This is a genomic window from Cryobacterium sp. N22 (assembly GCF_002929555.1).
Taxonomy (GTDB): Bacteria; Actinomycetota; Actinomycetes; order Actinomycetales; family Microbacteriaceae; genus Cryobacterium.
In genome coordinates this window covers 1-15,392 of sequence record NZ_PJJP01000018.1, presented here as the reverse complement: position 1 = coordinate 15,392, position 15,392 = coordinate 1, and the positions used below count along the sequence as shown (strand labels likewise).

The 15,392-nt window shown below is 69.0% G+C and carries 14 protein-coding genes; 7 read left to right on the top strand and 7 right to left on the bottom strand.

Going from position 1 to position 15,392, the window contains the following annotated elements; translation table 11 throughout:
• The first annotated feature begins 7 nt into the window (after positions 1 to 7).
• On the top strand, positions 8 to 1,600 hold the full coding sequence (purF, locus tag CXY76_RS01725) for an amidophosphoribosyltransferase (RefSeq protein WP_104162550.1): 1,593 nt from the start codon (positions 8 to 10) through the stop codon (positions 1,598 to 1,600).
• A complete protein-coding gene (gene purM / locus CXY76_RS01720; RefSeq protein WP_104162549.1) occupies positions 1,597 to 2,700 on the top strand; it encodes a phosphoribosylformylglycinamidine cyclo-ligase in 1,104 nt (367 codons plus the stop codon). The genes purF and purM overlap by 4 nt, the downstream gene beginning before the upstream one ends.
• A gap of 180 nt (positions 2,701 to 2,880) precedes the next feature.
• Here the strand turns inward: purM and CXY76_RS01715 are convergent, their stop codons facing one another.
• The gene (locus CXY76_RS01715) at positions 2,881 to 3,120 is read right to left on the bottom strand and encodes a DUF3073 domain-containing protein (RefSeq protein ID WP_104162548.1); all 240 of its coding nucleotides are present in this window, start codon (positions 3,118 to 3,120) and stop codon (positions 2,881 to 2,883) included.
• A 151-nt stretch (positions 3,121 to 3,271) separates the two neighbouring features.
• Here CXY76_RS01715 and CXY76_RS01710 point away from each other — a divergent pair, with 151 nt between their 5' ends.
• A complete protein-coding gene (locus tag CXY76_RS01710; RefSeq protein WP_104162547.1) occupies positions 3,272 to 4,357 on the top strand; it encodes an NAD(P)-binding domain-containing protein in 1,086 nt (361 codons plus the stop codon).
• Between the two features lie 548 nt (positions 4,358 to 4,905).
• On the opposite strand, the gene CXY76_RS01705 is transcribed toward CXY76_RS01710, so the two are convergent.
• The 4 genes from CXY76_RS01705 to CXY76_RS01690 all read right to left on the bottom strand — a co-directional run bounded on the left by CXY76_RS01705 (position 4,906) and on the right by CXY76_RS01690 (position 9,667).
• Complete coding sequence (locus CXY76_RS01705) at positions 4,906 to 7,059, bottom strand: APC family permease (RefSeq protein ID WP_104162589.1); 2,154 nt, start codon at positions 7,057 to 7,059, stop codon at positions 4,906 to 4,908.
• A gap of 194 nt (positions 7,060 to 7,253) precedes the next feature.
• Positions 7,254 to 7,859, bottom strand: a complete 606-nt coding sequence (locus CXY76_RS01700; RefSeq protein ID WP_104162546.1) for a PadR family transcriptional regulator — start codon at positions 7,857 to 7,859, stop codon at positions 7,254 to 7,256.
• Complete coding sequence (locus CXY76_RS01695) at positions 7,856 to 8,728, bottom strand: DUF4097 family beta strand repeat-containing protein (RefSeq protein WP_104162545.1); 873 nt, start codon at positions 8,726 to 8,728, stop codon at positions 7,856 to 7,858. Before CXY76_RS01695 ends, CXY76_RS01700 begins: the two co-directional genes overlap by 4 nt.
• A gap of 99 nt (positions 8,729 to 8,827) precedes the next feature.
• A complete protein-coding gene (locus CXY76_RS01690) occupies positions 8,828 to 9,667 on the bottom strand; it encodes a CPBP family intramembrane glutamic endopeptidase (protein WP_233199510.1) in 840 nt (279 codons plus the stop codon).
• A gap of 102 nt (positions 9,668 to 9,769) precedes the next feature.
• Between CXY76_RS01690 and CXY76_RS01685 the strand changes: the two genes are divergently transcribed.
• Together CXY76_RS01685 and CXY76_RS01680 are read left to right on the top strand one after the other, a co-directional pair.
• Entirely contained in the window at positions 9,770 to 10,969 is a 1,200-nt protein-coding gene (locus CXY76_RS01685) for a M20/M25/M40 family metallo-hydrolase (protein ID WP_233199509.1), read from the top strand.
• 77 nt (positions 10,970 to 11,046) lie between these two features.
• Positions 11,047 to 11,802 carry a TipAS antibiotic-recognition domain-containing protein gene (locus tag CXY76_RS01680; RefSeq protein ID WP_104162587.1) on the top strand — a complete coding sequence of 252 codons (756 nt, stop codon included), beginning with the start codon at positions 11,047 to 11,049 and terminating at the stop codon, positions 11,800 to 11,802.
• A gap of 82 nt (positions 11,803 to 11,884) precedes the next feature.
• Here CXY76_RS01680 and CXY76_RS01675 read toward each other — a convergent pair whose 3' ends face one another.
• Positions 11,885 to 12,505 carry a YitT family protein gene (locus CXY76_RS01675; protein ID WP_104162543.1) on the bottom strand — a complete coding sequence of 207 codons (621 nt, stop codon included), beginning with the start codon at positions 12,503 to 12,505 and terminating at the stop codon, positions 11,885 to 11,887.
• A gap of 63 nt (positions 12,506 to 12,568) precedes the next feature.
• Here CXY76_RS01675 and CXY76_RS01670 point away from each other — a divergent pair, with 63 nt between their 5' ends.
• On the top strand, positions 12,569 to 14,020 hold the full coding sequence (locus CXY76_RS01670; protein WP_104162542.1) for a PLP-dependent aminotransferase family protein: 1,452 nt from the start codon (positions 12,569 to 12,571) through the stop codon (positions 14,018 to 14,020).
• Between the two features lie 24 nt (positions 14,021 to 14,044).
• On the opposite strand, the gene CXY76_RS01665 is transcribed toward CXY76_RS01670, so the two are convergent.
• On the bottom strand, positions 14,045 to 15,094 hold the full coding sequence (locus tag CXY76_RS01665; RefSeq protein ID WP_104162541.1) for a M23 family metallopeptidase: 1,050 nt from the start codon (positions 15,092 to 15,094) through the stop codon (positions 14,045 to 14,047).
• 100 nt (positions 15,095 to 15,194) lie between these two features.
• Between CXY76_RS01665 and CXY76_RS19145 the strand changes: the two genes are divergently transcribed.
• Positions 15,195 to 15,392: hypothetical protein (locus CXY76_RS19145; protein ID WP_199190167.1), on the top strand; the 198-nt coding region annotated here is incomplete at its 3' end.

The window sequence follows — 15,392 nt, the reverse complement described above, 5'->3', positions numbered from 1 at the left end:
CTGCGGCTTGCCCGGTGGCGACGGACGACTGAATCATGATCTTCTTCCTGGCGAGAAGGGTCCGCAGGATGCCTGCGGAGTCTTCGGTGTCTGGGCCCCGGGCGAAGAGGTAGCCAAACTCAGCTACTTCGGCCTGTACGCCCTGCAGCACCGCGGTCAGGAATCGGCGGGCATCGCGACCAGCGACGGCTCGAAGATCCTCATCTACAAGGACATGGGCCTGGTTTCCCAGGTCTTCAACGAGGCCTCGCTGAGCACCCTGCTCGGCCACCTCGCGGTGGGGCACACCCGCTACTCGACGACAGGGTCGTCGAGCTGGCAGAACGCCCAGCCCACCCTCGGCCGCACCGCCGCCGGCACCGTCGCGCTCGGCCACAACGGCAACCTCACCAACACCGCCGAACTGCTCGAGCTGGTGCGCGAGCGCTACCCCAAGGTCGACGGCGAACTCGCCCGCGGCAACACCACCGACACCGCCGTGATCACCGCCCTGCTCACCGGCGACCTCGACCACAGCCTGGAAGCCACCGCCATGGAGGTGCTGCCGCGCCTGCGCGGCGCCTTCTGCCTGGTCTTTATGGACGAGACCACCCTCTACGCCGCCCGCGACCCTCAGGGCGTGCGCCCGCTGGTGCTCGGCCGGCTCGAGCGCGGCTGGGTCGTCGCCTCCGAGACCGCCGCCCTCGACATCGTCGGCGCCAGCTTTGTGCGCGAGGTCGAACCCGGCGAGCTGATCATCATCGACGAGGACGGCCTGCGCACCCAGCGCTTCGCCGAGGTCAAGCGCGCCGGCTGCGTGTTCGAGTACGTCTACCTTGCCCGGCCGGACACCACCATCGCCGGCCGCGGCGTGCACGAAGCCCGGGTCGAGATGGGTCGCCAGCTCGCCGCGGAGTACCCCGTCGAAGCCGACCTCGTCATCCCGACCCCCGAGTCCGGCACGCCCGCGGCGATCGGCTATGCGCAGGCATCCGGTATTCCGTTCGGCCAGGGCCTGGTGAAGAACACCTACGTGGGCCGCACCTTCATCCAGCCGTCGGAGACCATCCGCCAGCGTGGCATCAAGCTCAAGCTGAATCCGCTCAAGGCCGTGATCAAGGGCAAGCGCTTGATCGTCGTCGACGACTCGATCGTGCGCGGCAACACCCAGCGCGCCCTGGTCAGTATGCTGCGCGAGGCCGGCGCCGCCGAGGTGCATGTGCGCATCTCCAGCCCGCCGATCACCTGGCCGTGCTTCTACGGCATCGACTTCGCCTCCCGCGCCGAACTCATCGCCACCGGCCTCGGCGTCGATGAAGTGCGCCAGGCCATCGGCGCCGATTCGCTCGGCTACCTCTCGGAGGACGGCATGATCGCCGCCACCGAGCAGCCGCGGGAGAGCCTGTGCACCGCCTGCTTCACCGGCGTGTACCCGATCAAGCTGCCCGAGACCCAGCACCTGGGCAAGAACCTCCTCGAGCGCGACTTCTCCACCTCCGACGGATGCGATCCTGGTCCCGACGCTGAGTTCGAGAGCGTGCTCACCCCTGAACCGGAGCGAGCCACCGTGCTCATCGAACACGGTCAGGTCCCGTTCGGCGATCCCGGAAGACCAGAATGAGCAACGCAACCTACGCCGCCGCCGGAGTCGACACCCACGCGGGTGACCTCGCGGTGTCCCTGATGAAAAAGGCCGTCTCGGCCACCCACGGTCCCGAGGTGCTCGGCGGCTTCGGCGGTTTCGCCGGCCTCTACGACGTGTCGTTCCTCACCGGCTTCACGCGCCCGCTGCTGGCCACCTCGACGGATGGCGTCGGCACCAAGGTCGCCATCGCCCAGGCGCTCGACAAGCACGACACCATCGGGCAAGACCTGGTGGGCATGGTCGTCGACGACATCATCGTCGTCGGCGCGCGCCCGCTGTTCATGACCGACTACATCGCCTGCGGCAAGGTCGTCCCCGAGCGCATCGCGTCGATTGTGGAGGGCATCGCCACGGCCTGCGCCGCCACCGGCACCGCCCTCGTCGGCGGCGAGACCGCCGAACACCCCGGACTGCTCGGCCCGGACGACTACGACGTGGCCGGCGCCGCCACCGGCGTCGTCGAGGCTGACCAGGTCCTCGGCGCCGAGCGCGTGCAGTCGGGAGACGTCGTCATCGCGATGGCGTCCTCGGGCTTGCACTCCAACGGTTTCTCGCTTGTGCGGCACATCCTGAGCAAGCGCGGTATCGGCTACACCGACACCTCCGACGAGCTCGGCGGCGTTGTGGGCGAGGCACTGCTGGAACCCACCCGCCTCTACACCGGCCCGCTGCTCAGCGTGCTCTCCGACCCGGAACTCGCCGGCGTCGTGCACTCGCTCAGCCACGTCACCGGCGGCGGCATCGCCGCCAACCTGGCCCGCGTGCTGCCCGTGGGCAGCTGGGTCGAGGTCGACCGGTCCACCTGGTCGCCCGCGCCGGTCTTCAGGGTGCTCGGCGACATGGCCGGCACCACGCTAGAGAGCGCGGAAGGCACCTGGAACCTCGGCGTGGGCATGTTCGCCGTCGTCGCGGCCAACGCCGCGTCATCCGTCATCGCGCGGCTGAAGTCTGAGGGCATCCCGTCCTGGGTCGCCGGCCGGGTCTCGATGGCGCCGCACGACCTCACCGGCTTCGAGCAGGGCGCCAAGGGTGTCAACGGCGGTGCCGTGCGCCTCGTCGGCGGTTACGCCTCGTAGCTGAGCGCCCGGTCGGGCTCAGGACTCGCCCTTTTCGCTGGTGCGGCGGTGTCGCCACTGGCAAGAAGGGGCGAGTCTTCTCGCGCCGGCGGGCTCACGCTGAGAGTTGCCCGGGAACCGGTCGACGGGCGCGCCAAAAGGTCCGCGCACGCGAACGCGCGCGGACCTTGGAGAAGCGAGCTAGGCGCGCTTCTTCTCGTCTTCGGTGTCGTAGTGGTCGACATAGTCGTCCGACTCGTCCGTCGTCGTCTTGTTCGCTTCGTACTCCGGCCACTTGGCCAGGTCCTCGTCGAGCCGCGGATCGGTCACCGGATGCCCGGTGAGCTCGCGTTCGAGCGCGTTGTAGTTGGTGTCCGGGCTGAAGTATTTCAGCTCGCGGGCAACCTTGGTGTGCTTTGCTTTTTGACGGCCGCGCCCCATGCGTGACCCCCTAACGATGCCAGGCCGGGTGAGTGATGAGTCACCCGGGAGTTGCCGAACGGAATAGTGAAATCTAGCCGCTAGTTTAGCATGGTGGGCCTCTCGCCCCGATGCCGCGGTTCCGCGGCCAGAACCCAGGGGACGAGGACGCATGGTGAACGCCACGGCTGTGCCGGTGGTGATCATCGGTTCCGGCCAGGCCGGACTCTCCGTGGCGTACCACCTCAAGCGGTTCGGGCTCGTCGCGGGGCGCGACTTCGTGATCTTCGACCGCGGTGCGGATGCCGGCGGCGCCTGGCAGTTCCGCTGGGAGTCCCTGCGTCTCGGCGCCGCCCACAGGGTCAACGACCTCCCCGGCCTGAACGAGCTCGGCCTGAGCTTCGAGACCGCCGACCGTTCCCGGCCGGCGCGGGACGTCGTGACAGAGTACTACCGCCGCTTCGAGGAGCACTTCGAACTGAACGTGGTGCGCCCGGTGTCGGTGCAGTCGGTGTTCAACCGGCGTGCCGACCTCGTCGTGCAGACGACATCCCCGGCCTACGGCGAGCGGGAGACCCTCGCCGGGCTGCTCGTCAACGCCACCGGCACCTGGGGTGCACCCTTCGTGCCGCACTACCCGGGCGCCGGGCTGTTCGCCGGCCGCCAGCTGCACACCACCGGGTTCCGGGATGCCGCCGAGTTCGCCGGTCAGCGGGTCGTGGTGGTCGGCGGCGGCACCTCCGCGATCGGCTTCATGCTCGAGCTGGAGGGCGTCGCCGCGAGCCTGACCTGGGCCTCGCGTCGCCCGGTCGACTGGGTGCACACGGAGCATCTCGATCTCGAGGGGGCGTCGGCCGCGGTGGCGATGCAGGACGACGCCGCCCGCAACGGCCGCGCGCTGCCGAGCATCGTCAGTGGCACCGGCGTGCCGGTCAGCCGACGCATCCAGGGCGGAATCGACAGGGGCACCCTGGTCGAGCGGCCGATGTTCGTCAGCCTCGAAGCGAACGGGGTGCGTTGGGCCGACGGCTCCGTCACCGAAGCTGACGCGATCATCTGGGCCACCGGCTTCCGGCCGGAGCTGCGCCACCTGGCGCCGCTCAAACTGCGCGACAAGGCGGGCGGGCTCGTGGTCGGCGCCGGCTCGTCCTGGACGGACCCGCGGATCTTCCTGGCCGGCTACGGACCGCAGGCCAGCACCATCGGCGCCCGACGAGCGGGCCGGACCATCGCGCGACAGGTCTTCGCCCTGCTCTGACTCCCGCCGGCCCACCGTTGATCGAGCCTGTCGAGATCTCGCGGGTGATCTTGCGGTGGTGACCCTTCCGTTGATCGAGCCTGTCGAGATCTCGTGAGTGATCCTGCGGTCGTGACCCTTCCGTTGATCGAGCCTGTCGAGATCCCGTGAGTGATCCTGCGGTCGTGACCCTTCCGCTGATCGAGCTGTCGAGATCCCGCGAGGGATCCTGCGGTCGTGACCTATCTGCTGATCGAGTCTGTCGAGATCTCGCGGGTGATTCTGAGGTGGTGACCCATCCGCTGATCGAGCCTGTCGAGATCTCGTGAGTGATCTTGCGGTCGTGACCCTTCCGTTGATCGAGCCTGTCGAGATCTCGTGAGTGATCCTGCGGTCGTGACCCTTCCGTTGATCGAGCCTGTCGAGATCTCGTGAGTGATCCTGCGGTGGCGACCCATCCGCTGATCGAGCCTGTCGAGATCTCGTGAGTGATCTTGCGGTCGTGACCCTTCCGTTGATCGAGCCTGTCGAGATCTCGCGACCAAACCGCGTTCGCGACGGTTCTGACGCTACCTGCGCTTGCGCCGGTTCGATTTGACCGGCCGGGCCCGCGGCTTCATCGGCGGGCTGGCCGGGCTCGACTTGGGGCCGGCATCCTCGGTCTGCACGGCGACGCTCGTCGTATCCACGCCCACCGGTGCGAGGGGCTTGCGTGGGATCGGGTGTGAGCGCACGGGCTCGCCGCGGCGTTCCTGGCCGGGGATCGGCCGGGACCGGCGCCCGTAGATGAGCTCGGAGGAGTCCAGCAGCCACGGCACCAGCGCGATGGTCACGCCGTGCACGAGCATCAGCTTCTGGCGCAGCCGGCGGGCCTTGTGGTTGTGCAGCAACGATTCCCACCAGTGCCCGACGATGTAAATCGGCGTGTACACGGTGACAACCTCGGAGCCGTACTCCTCGCGGCGGTCCTTGATGTAACAGATCAGCGGCCAGCTGATGTCGCGGTACGGCGAGGCCACGATGTTCAGCGGCACCTGGATGTTCTGCTTGGCCCAGTCGATGATGAGGTTCTCGGTCTCCTCCTCGTCGATCGACACGTGCACGGCCTCGAGGCTCACGTGCCGGGCGGCGATGGCGTAGTCGAGGGCCTTGAGTACGGGCTTCTGCATCTTTCCCACGAGCACGATGGCGTGGTCGCCCTGCGAACCGAACGTCGTGATCGGGTCGACCTCGATCTCCTTGGCCACGTCGCGGTAGTACCGGTTCACGCCGATCATCAGCACGAACAGGATCGGCATCATCAGGAACACCAACCAGGCACCGTGGGTGAACTTGGTGATCGTGACGACGATCAGCACCACGCCGGTGAGCAGGGCCCCGAAACCGTTGATCGAGAGGCTGCGGATGATCGAGCCCCGGTTGGGCGGATCCGTTTTCAACAGGGTCAGCCAGTGCTTGACCATGCCGGTCTGCCCGATGGTGAACGACACGAAAACGCCGATGATGTAGAGCTGGATCAGCACGGTGAGGTTGGCCTGGTAGATCACGATGATCACGATGGCGGCCAGCGCGAGCAACACCACGCCGTTCGAGTAGATCAGGCGGTCGCCGCGGGTGCTCAGCGACTTGGGTGCGTACGAGTCGCGGGCCAGCACGCTGCCGAGCAGCGGGAACCCGTTGAACGCCGTGTTCGCGGCCAGCAGCAGGATCAGGGCCGTTGCCCCCTGCAGGATGAAGAACATCAGCGAGTTGTTGCCGAAGGTGGCCGCGGCGATCTGGGCGATCAGGCTGCGCTGGGGCTGGGTCTCGCACTCCGCCCAGCCGATCAGGTCGCAGGGGTTCTCCGCGTAGTGCACCTTGGAGAACAGCGCCAGCGCGGTGAGGCCCACGAACAGCACAATGGCGATGCCGCCCATCAGGGTCAGGGTGATCTGCGCGTTCCTGATCTTGGGGCGTTTGAAGGCCGGCACACCGTTGGCGATGGCCTCCACGCCGGTCAGGGCGCTGCAGCCGCTGGCGAAGGAGCGCAGCAGCAGCAAGATGAACGCGGTCTGGGCGAGGTTGTGGGCCTGTACCTCGAATCCGGCCGACTCCGCGACCGGCGGGTTGCCCAGGGCCACGCGGCCCAGCCCGACGACGATCATCAGCAGCACGCTGCCGATGAACACATAGGTGGGCAGGGCGAAGGCCTTGCTCGACTCGGCGACCCCGCGCAGGTTGACGGCGGCGAGCACGATCACGAACACGACGGCCAGTTCCACGCGCAGGGGCGCCAGCCCGGGCAGCGCCGAGATGATGTTGTCCACGCCGCTGGACACCGAGACCACGACCGTCATCACGTAGTCAACGAGCAGGGCGGATGCGACGACGAGGCCGGCCTTCTCGCCGAGGTTCTTGGAGGCGACTTCGTAGTCGCCGCCGCCGTTGGGGTACGCCTTGATGAGTTGGCGGTACGAGGCCACGACCACCACCAGGAGCAGTACGACCACGGCGGCGACCCAGGGTGCGAAGCTCAGGAATGCGAGCCCGCCGAGGGTCAGGATCATCAGCAGTTCCTGCGGAGCGTACGCGACGCTGGACAGCGGGTCACTGGCGAAAATCGGGAGCGCCAGGTGCTTCGGAAGCAGCTGCCCGTCCAGGTGTTCGCTGGCAAGCGGTTCGCCGATTATCCACCGTTTAGGTGATCGGGCTTCAGGTGCTGGGGGGTTCCCCTCTGGTGTCACGAGGGATGACACTACTCCGATGCCCCTCACTGTCAAGTTGTCGGCAGATTGACAGGATTAGCCGGGCGTTCCTGAAGCCACGGTCCCCTGGTTCGTGGGTATCGTTCCGGCTGATGGGCGCGCGGTTTCGCGGGACCAGCCGGGGGAGTCCGGGCCTCGAGGCGCCGCGCGGACTCTCCCAGCTGCCGCGCAGGTTACCGTCTGAGCGAGTCGCGGATGCTGGCGCGCACGGCGTCGAGCTGGCGACGCAGTTCCGGCACGGTGTCCACCGGCATCGTTGAACGGTAGGCCTGGCGGCGCAGGTCGGCGCGCAGCTGCTGCCGGAACTCGTTGAGCACCATGTCGGCCTCCCGCAGTGCCAGGTTCGCGTCGCCGGTGGGGCGGGCATCCGCCGTGGGTTTCGTCGGCTCCGGCGGCTTCTGGCGGGCGGCCGAGGCCAGGTCGGCCCGCAGGCTCTTCATGGCCTCGGTGACCCCCGTGCGAACCTCGTCGGCGAGGCGGCGCACCGAGTCGGTGACCTCGCTCTCGATGTTGGCCAGGTCGTCGGCGCGGGCGGCCAGTTCGGCGCGGCCGGCGTCGGTGATCTCGTACACGGTCTTGCGGTCGCCCGCCGTCTTGGTGACCAGCCCCTCCTCCTCGAGCTTGGCCAGGCGCGGATAAATGGTTCCGGCGCTCGGGCTGTAGGTGCCGCCGAAGCGGTCGCTCAGCGCCTGGATGAGCTCGTAGCCGTGCCGGGGGCGCTCGGCGAGCAGGCTCAGCAGGTACAGGCGCAGGCTGCCGTGGGCGAAGATCGGGGTCATGACGACGCTCCGTCACCCGCGGTGTCGGTGCTGCCGGCAGCGCTGCCCGCGTCGTTCACGCCGGCGCCGTGCCGGCGTATCACCGAGATGTTTCCGGAGACCGAATTCGCGCGAAGGTCGAGCCAGGCGCCGTCGAGGTTGCCGGTGCTGCCGTCGAACCCCTTGCCGAGGGTGCCGCGGATGGTCTGGTTGTCCAGCTGCAGAGTGCCGGAGACCGTGTTGATCTTGTAGCGGGTCGGCACGTCGGCGCCGATGCGCACGGTCAGGTTGCCGCTGACCAGATTGGTCGCGACCTGGTCGGGCACGCCGTCGATATCGAGGAACACCGCGCTCGTGACCCCGTCGACGGTGAACCGGCCGATGTCCCCGCTCGCGGTGATGTCGCCGGACACCGTGTGCGCCACGATGTTGCCGGTGTGATTGCGCACCGACATCTCACCATTCACACCGTTGAGCTCGAGGTCGCCGATGATGTCGTCGACGACGAGGTCGCCGGAGACCGTGCTGAGCTTGGCGTCGTTGCGCAGCCCCGTGACCAGGGCGTCGGCCGTGACCACACCGAACTTCATCGCGACGTCACGCGGCACGGTGATGCTCACCTCGGCCTTGGCGCTGCCCCGGAAGGAGGCGAACACGTCGATGAAGTTGTCCCAGCGCAACTGGGGGTGATCGATCTCGAGGGTGTCGTCGACCACCGAGATCTTGAGGTCCTTACCGGAGACGCTGTGCACCTCGATGCGCGCGCCCGGCTCGTCGCTGCCGATCACGTCGACTTTTCCGCCGATCAAGCCCACTTTAAGCGAGCGAACCAGCTCAACGTCGATGACCTTGGTCTGTCCAGGTGCGACGAGCCATTTTTCCTGCGTCATAGTCTTCTCCTTCGCGATATATCGCGTTCAATGCATCTCAAGCTATATCGCGTGTTGCCTTCCGGCAAGGCCCTCACGGCAAACCCGAAGGTAACCAGGTCAGTAGGGGAAGATTGCCAGCCAGTCGCGGTTGTGGGCGTGCACCAGCACGAGGAACACCGCGAGGTCGAAGAGCAGGTGCACGCAGACCACGTAGGTCAGCGACTTGGTGATCGAGAAGGTGTAGCCCTGCAGCAGGGCGAAGGGGATCGTCAACAGCGGCCCCCAGCTGCGGTAACCGAGTTCCCAGAGGAACGAGACGAAGATCACCATCTGCAGCAGGTTCGCCGTCCAGAAAGAGAAGTGCCGCCTGAACAGGGCGAACACCGTGCAGATGAAGAACAGTTCGTCCCAGATCCCGACAAAACCCACACCAACGAAGAGCCGGCCGAGCTCGTCAGGGGCGCTGATGCTCGGCCAGTTCAGGTACGCGCCGGAGCGGATGAAGTAGCTCGGCAGAATGAGGTAACCCAGCAGCAGCACGCCCACCAGGTACCAGCGCTCGAGGGTGGTCCAGCGTTGCCCGGTCTTGATCGGAAACCACACCTGGCGGTCCCCGAAGACGCGCCGGGAGATGAGGTACGGCACCACGACCGCGGCCGAGAGCACCACCCCCATCAGCGCCATGTTGGGGTAACTGATGTTCGCCTCGACCGAGATGGTGCTGATGATCAGGAGCCCCACCGCGATGAGGAGCAGGTCACGGAACAACGCCCGGTCCACCAGCACGGCCACGAGCAGCGCCGCCGCGAGCGTCGCGTAGCCGGGCAGCGGCATCCGCAGCGCGAACAACAGCACCGCGGAGGCCGAAATCATCGCCGCCGACAGCAGCCGAAGCGGCGCGCTCGCGGATGCCCGCCCCGGCGTGGCCGGAGCGTCCACGGCGGCTTCGTCTCCCATCGTGCAATTCTCGCCGAAACCATCGCCGGGGTAAACAGCGCGACCGCCCGGCCCGGGTCAGAGCCCTGCCCGGGCCGGGCCATCGGGCACTAGATTCGGTGGATGGCGACCAATCCTCCCCGCGACCCGGGCATGGCCGGCGCCCTCGACCCCGCCGACGACGGCCACCTGGATCCCGTCGCGCTGGCCGCCCGCCTCATCGCGATCGACTCCACCAACCCCGACCTCGCACCGGGCGGCGCCGGCGAGGCCGAGATCGCCGCCTGGTGCGCCCGGTGGCTGGCCGCACGCGGTTTCGAGGTGCATCGACTGGAGGAACGAGCCGGCCGGCCGTCCATCGTCGGCATCAAGCGCGGCACCGGCGGTGGGCTCTCCCTCATGCTCAACGCCCACCTGGACACCGTCGGTGTCGACGGCTACGAGGGCGACCCGTTCTCCGGCGCCCGGCACTCCGACCGGTTGCACGGCCGGGGCGCCTTCGACACCAAGGGAGGCCTGGCCGCCGTCCTGGTCGCGGCGCACCGGGCCACCCTCACGCCGCTGGCCGGTGACCTCCTGGTGACGCTGGTCGCCGACGAGGAGTTCGGCAGCCTCGGCACCGAGGAGGTGCTGCGGCGGTTCACCGCCGACGCGGCGATCGTCGTGGAGCCGAGCGAGCTCAGCCTCACCGTCTGCCACCGGGGCTTCGCCTGGTTCGGCCTCACCCTGCACGGGCGGGCGGCTCACGGGTCGATGCCGGGCCAGGGTGTCGACGCCATCCGGCACGCCGGCCTGGTGCTGCAGGGCCTCGATGAGCTCAGCACCGGCATCGGGCAGAAGCCCGCGCACCCGCTGCTCGGCCACGGCAGCGTGCGGGTCGCCACGATCTCCGGCGGCACGGATGCGGCCACCGTCGCTGCGAGCGCCACCCTCACCATCGAGCGGCGCTCGCTGCCCGGCGAGACCCCGGCGATGATCGAAGCCGAGCTGCGGCGCCTCCTCGACAGCCTGGCCCGCGACACCGCCGACTTCAGCTACGACCTGACCCGGCTCGTCGCCCGTGGCGCATTCGAGGCCGATCCGGACTGGCCCATCGTGCGGCTGCTCGACGAGCAGGCCGAGCGGGTACTCGGCCACGCCGTGGTGCAGCGGGGTGAGCCGTTCTGGACCGACGCGGCGCTGGTTCTCGAGGCGGGCATCCCGTGCCTGCTGTTCGGCGTCGACGGGGCCGGAGCGCACGCCCCGCTCGAGTGGGCCACGGAGGCGTCGATCCACCAGGTTGCCGAGATCCTCGAGGACACCATCGTCGCGTTCAGCGGTTGACATTGACGTAACGTCAAGAAATATTCTGGATGACGTCGGGCAGCCCGCCCGGCGCCGCCACCGAAGGGGACCGACAGATGGACCACTCGATCCAGGACATCGCCCGGCTGGCCGGAACCACGAGCCGCACCCTGCGCCACTACGGCGCCGAGGGGTTGCTCCCACCGAGCCGGATCGCCGCGAACGGCTACCGCTACTACGACGACCGGGCGCTCGTTCGGCTGCAACGCATCCTGCTCCTGCGCCAGCTCGGCCTCGGGCTGCCGGCGATCCGTGAGGTGCTCGACCGCGAGACCGACGAAGCGGCGGCCCTGCGATCCCACCTGGGCTGGCTCGAGCAGGAACAGCAGCGGCTGCAGCGCCAGATCCGTTCGGTGCACACCACCATCAATGCTTTGGAAAGAAAGGACCAGCTCATGGCAGAGACGATGTTCGACGGCTTCGACCACACCACCCATAAGGAGGAGGTCGAGCACCGCTGGGGAGCCGACGCCTATGCCAGTGGCGACAGCTGGTGGCGGGGTATGGACGCCACTCAACGCGCCCAGTGGCAGGCCGCGACCGCCGCGCTCCAGGCTGCCTGGCAGGACGCCGCCGAGCGACAGATCGCCCCCGACGGCGCCGAGGCGCAGGAGCTGGCCCAGCGGCACGTTGCGTGGCTCGATGCCGTGCCCGGCATCCCCCGGGAGAACGGCCGCCCCTCCGCAGACTACGTGCGGGGGCTCGGCGAAATGTACGTCGCCGACGACAGGTTCGCGGTCCACTACGGCGGCCAGGCCGGCGCCGGGTTCGTGCGCGACACGCTGGCCGTCTACGCCAACCGCACCCTCTGACGCGGGCGGTGCCAGCCCGCGAGAGCGGCGGTGTGGTCGCCTCCGGGCGCTGAGGTCGCCACGGGGCCGCTCTCGTGAGCGGTCAGGCGGGATCGAGCGCGGGGGCCGCGGTCGGCAGCCGGCCGTGATCCCGGTCCCTGGCGAACAGCGGCAGGGTCCACTGGCAAAGTGGCCCCACCAGGAGGGCGAACAGCACCGTGCCCACCCCGACATTGCCGCCGAGTACCCAGCCGGTCGCGAGAACCAGCCCCTCGATGCCGGTGCGTACCGCCCAGATCGGCCAGCCGGTGCGGGCGTGCAGCCCGGTCATCAGACCGTCACGCGGACCGGGGCCGAGCCCCGCGCCGATGTAGATGCCCGAGGCGATGGCCAGCAGCAGCAAACCGGCCGCGAACAGCAGCACTCGCAGCCACAGGGCGAGGTCTGCGGGCACCAGCCACAGGCCCACGTCCGCCGCCGGGCCCACGAGCACCGCGTTGAGGACGGTGCCGATGCCCAACCGCTGCTTGAGCGGGATCCACAACAGCAGCACGATGCCGCTGATGATCGTGGTGATGGCCCCGAAACCCAGGTGCAGGTGCCCGTCGATGCCCTGGGTCAGCACGTCCCACGGGGCCACGCCGATGGCGCCGCGCACGATCAAAGCGATACCGATTCCGTACAGGAAGAGGCCAATAATGAGTTGAATCACACGACGGGTCATAAGAGTCAATCCAATTGCATCAGCACCCTGTACTCAAGTAGCCAATTTGCCTAGAGTGGCTTCATGTTGTCGAACCAGCTCACCGCGCGCAGCCTGGAGTCGTTGCTGGGCGACTGGCGCACCGGGGGCAGCGCCTACCGGGCGCTGGCCGACCGTATCCGCCTGCTCACTCTCGACGGCCGCATTCCCACCGACAGCCGGCTGCCCGCCGAACGCGACCTCAGCGCCAGGCTGGGCCTCAGCCGCACCACGGTCACGGCCGCGTACCGACGGTTACGCGAGGCCGGCTACCTGCACAGCGTGCAGGGCTCCGGCAGCGTCGCGCGTCTGCCGGGGGTGACTGTGGTGACGGATGGCGCGGCACCGGCCGGCGTGCTCGATCTCGGCCAGGCGGTGCTGCCCGCCTGGCCCGGCCTGGCCGAGGTGGCCGTGCTCGCCGCCGCGGACCTGCCGGCGCACCTGACCGGCTCGGGCTTCGACCCGGTGGGTCTGCCCGAGCTGCGCCGGGCCATCGCGGACCGCTACCGGGCCAGGGGGCTGCCCACCGAACCCGAGCAGATCATGGTCACCGTCGGCGCCCAACACGCCATTGCCCTGCTCGCTCGGGTGTTGATCAACCGAGGCGACCGGGTGCTTGTCGAGACGCCCACCTATCCGCATGCCTATGAGGCGCTGCGGGCGGCCGGTGGTCGCCTGATGCCGGTGGCGGTCACGGCCGCGCTGCCCGGCGCCGATGCCGGCTGGGACGAGTCCGCATTGCTGCAAACGATCCAGCGCAGCAACCCGGTCCTCGGCTACCTGATGCCCGACTTCCAGAATCCCACCGGGCAGACCATGCCCGTCGCCCAACGCGAACGGGTGCTGGCCGCGGCCGCCCGGCAGGGCACCGTGCTGATCAGCGACGAGACCATCGGTGAGCTCGACATTGACCGGGCCGGCGAGTTCGGCCCGTTCGCCGCGTCGGCCGACCCGAATCGGCCCGACCTCGCGATCACGGTCGGGTCGGTGGGCAAAACGGTCTGGGGTGGCCTGCGGGTCGGTTGGATCCGGGCGGATCCGGGCCTGATCCGCAAGCTGGCCGCGGCCCGACTGGCCAACGACCTCGGCACGCCGGTGCTCGAGCAGCTCATTGTCACCCGGCTGCTGCGGCAGCTGCCCGACATCCTCGAGTCCCGCCGGATGCTGCTGCGGGCGGGACGGGACCGCCTCGTGACGGGTCTGGCCGAGCGATTCCCCGACTGGCAGGTGCCTCACGTGGATGGCGGTGTCACCCTGTGGGTCAACCTCGGCCGGCCGGTCAGTTCCCAGCTCGCCCTCGCGGCCCGCGCCCAGGGGCTGTTGCTGCCGGCCGGGCCGCGCTTCGGCATCGATGGGGCGTTCGAGAGGTTCCTGCGCATCCCGTTCTGCTCCGGTCCCGACGAGATGCCGCGCGCCCTCGACGCCCTCGCGCTGGCCTGGGAGTCGCTGCTGCGGCATCCGCTGCCCGACACCGGCTACCTCGCCGACGTGGTGTGACGGTGGGCGGACCACGGCGCTGATCTAGCCGATGCCGAGGCCGATCCCGCGGTCGGCGAAGAAGGGTTGCGGGTCAATGGCTGCGCCGTCGATTCGCACCTCGACGTGCAGGTGGCAGCCGGTGGAGGATCCGGTGCTGCCCACGCCGGCGATCATCTGACCGGCCGTGACGCTCTGGCCGCCAACCACCAGCGTGGCGCCGTCAGCGATGTGGGCATAGCCGGTAGTCACCCCCTCGCCGTGATCGATCAGCACCCAGTTGCCGTAGGAGCCGAACCGGCCCGTCTGCGTGACGACACCGGCGCTGGCGGCGTATACGGGGGAGCCGCAGGCGGCGGAGACGTCAACACCGGAGTGAAACGGCAGGACGCCGGGCAACGGCAGGTCAGGTCGGGGACCGAACCCGTCGTTCAGGCTCCCCACCGTAGGGGTGGCCCAACCCTGGTCGCTCAGCCGCGCGCCGAGGGTGCCGGCCAGCTGGCTGGCCGCCTGGGTGGCGCGGTCCGTGGATGCCTGGGCGGAGTCGGCCAGCGCCGATTCGGCGTTTGTGCTGGCGGTGGTGAAGGCCGTCGTGGCTTGGCTGAGCGATACCTCGGCGGTGGCGAGGGCGTCCTGCTTCTCGGCGACCGGGAAGGCCAGCGCTGCCGCCTGCGCGGCGGCGAAATCAGCCTGCAGGGCGGCTGCGCGTTGGGCGTCCCGGTCGACGAGGGCGCGGATCTCGCTCATATTGCCCGTCAGCATCGAGATCCGGTCGACGGTTCCCAGCCGGGAGAGCAGATCCGCCGAACCCTGATCGCTGAGCAATGCATCAAGTGTTGCCGTACCACCGCCCTGCTGCACCATCGTTCGCACCAAGGCGGCCAGCGTGCGGGTCGACACGTCCGCTCGGAGTGCGGCCGTATCGGCCAGCACACGCACCTCCTCGAGCCGGCTGAGGGCGGCGGTTTCGTCGGCCATCGTCGCCGCAAGGTCGAGCCGGGCGGCGTCGTAGGTCGACTGGGCGCTGGCTCGGGTGCTCTCAGCGGCCGCGAGAGCGGATGCCGCCCGGGCCGCGTCGAGTGAGGGAGCGGCCACCTGGGCGCTCAGCGGCGCCCTCGGGCGAGCTGGCGAGCGTGGGGCCGGCGACAACGGCCTCGGTGAGGTCGAGGGGACGTCTTCTGAGGTCGCGGGCGGCGTGCCTGGAGACATCGGGGGCGTGGTCGTGGGCGGGGTGGATGAATCCGTCGGCGGGGACGTCGGTGTCGGCGTTGGCGTCGGTGTGGGTGTCGGCTCCGCTGTCGGCGTCGGCGTCGGCGTCGGTGTCGGTGTCGGAGTGGGCGTCGGCTCAGGGCTCGTCGGATCACCCGGTGTGGGCGGGCTGGTCGGGCTGGGG

What these genes read in the sequence shown, in the direction of transcription:
- purM (WP_104162549.1), top strand. Translation starts at nt 1,597, where the DNA reads ATGAGCAACGCAACCTACGCCGCCGCCGGAGTCGACACCCACGCGGGT.
- CXY76_RS01715 (WP_104162548.1), bottom strand. Translation starts at nt 3,120, where the DNA reads ATGGGGCGCGGCCGTCAAAAAGCAAAGCACACCAAGGTTGCCCGCGAG.
- CXY76_RS01710 (WP_104162547.1), top strand. Translation starts at nt 3,272, where the DNA reads ATGGTGAACGCCACGGCTGTGCCGGTGGTGATCATCGGTTCCGGCCAG.
- CXY76_RS01700 (WP_104162546.1), bottom strand. Translation starts at nt 7,859, where the DNA reads ATGACCCCGATCTTCGCCCACGGCAGCCTGCGCCTGTACCTGCTGAGC.
- CXY76_RS01695 (WP_104162545.1), bottom strand. Translation starts at nt 8,728, where the DNA reads ATGACGCAGGAAAAATGGCTCGTCGCACCTGGACAGACCAAGGTCATC.
- CXY76_RS01690 (WP_233199510.1), bottom strand. Translation starts at nt 9,667, where the DNA reads ATGGGAGACGAAGCCGCCGTGGACGCTCCGGCCACGCCGGGGCGGGCA.
- CXY76_RS01685 (WP_233199509.1), top strand. Translation starts at nt 9,770, where the DNA reads ATGGCGACCAATCCTCCCCGCGACCCGGGCATGGCCGGCGCCCTCGAC.
- CXY76_RS01680 (WP_104162587.1), top strand. Translation starts at nt 11,047, where the DNA reads ATGGACCACTCGATCCAGGACATCGCCCGGCTGGCCGGAACCACGAGC.
- CXY76_RS01675 (WP_104162543.1), bottom strand. Translation starts at nt 12,505, where the DNA reads ATGACCCGTCGTGTGATTCAACTCATTATTGGCCTCTTCCTGTACGGA.
- CXY76_RS01670 (WP_104162542.1), top strand. Translation starts at nt 12,569, where the DNA reads ATGTTGTCGAACCAGCTCACCGCGCGCAGCCTGGAGTCGTTGCTGGGC.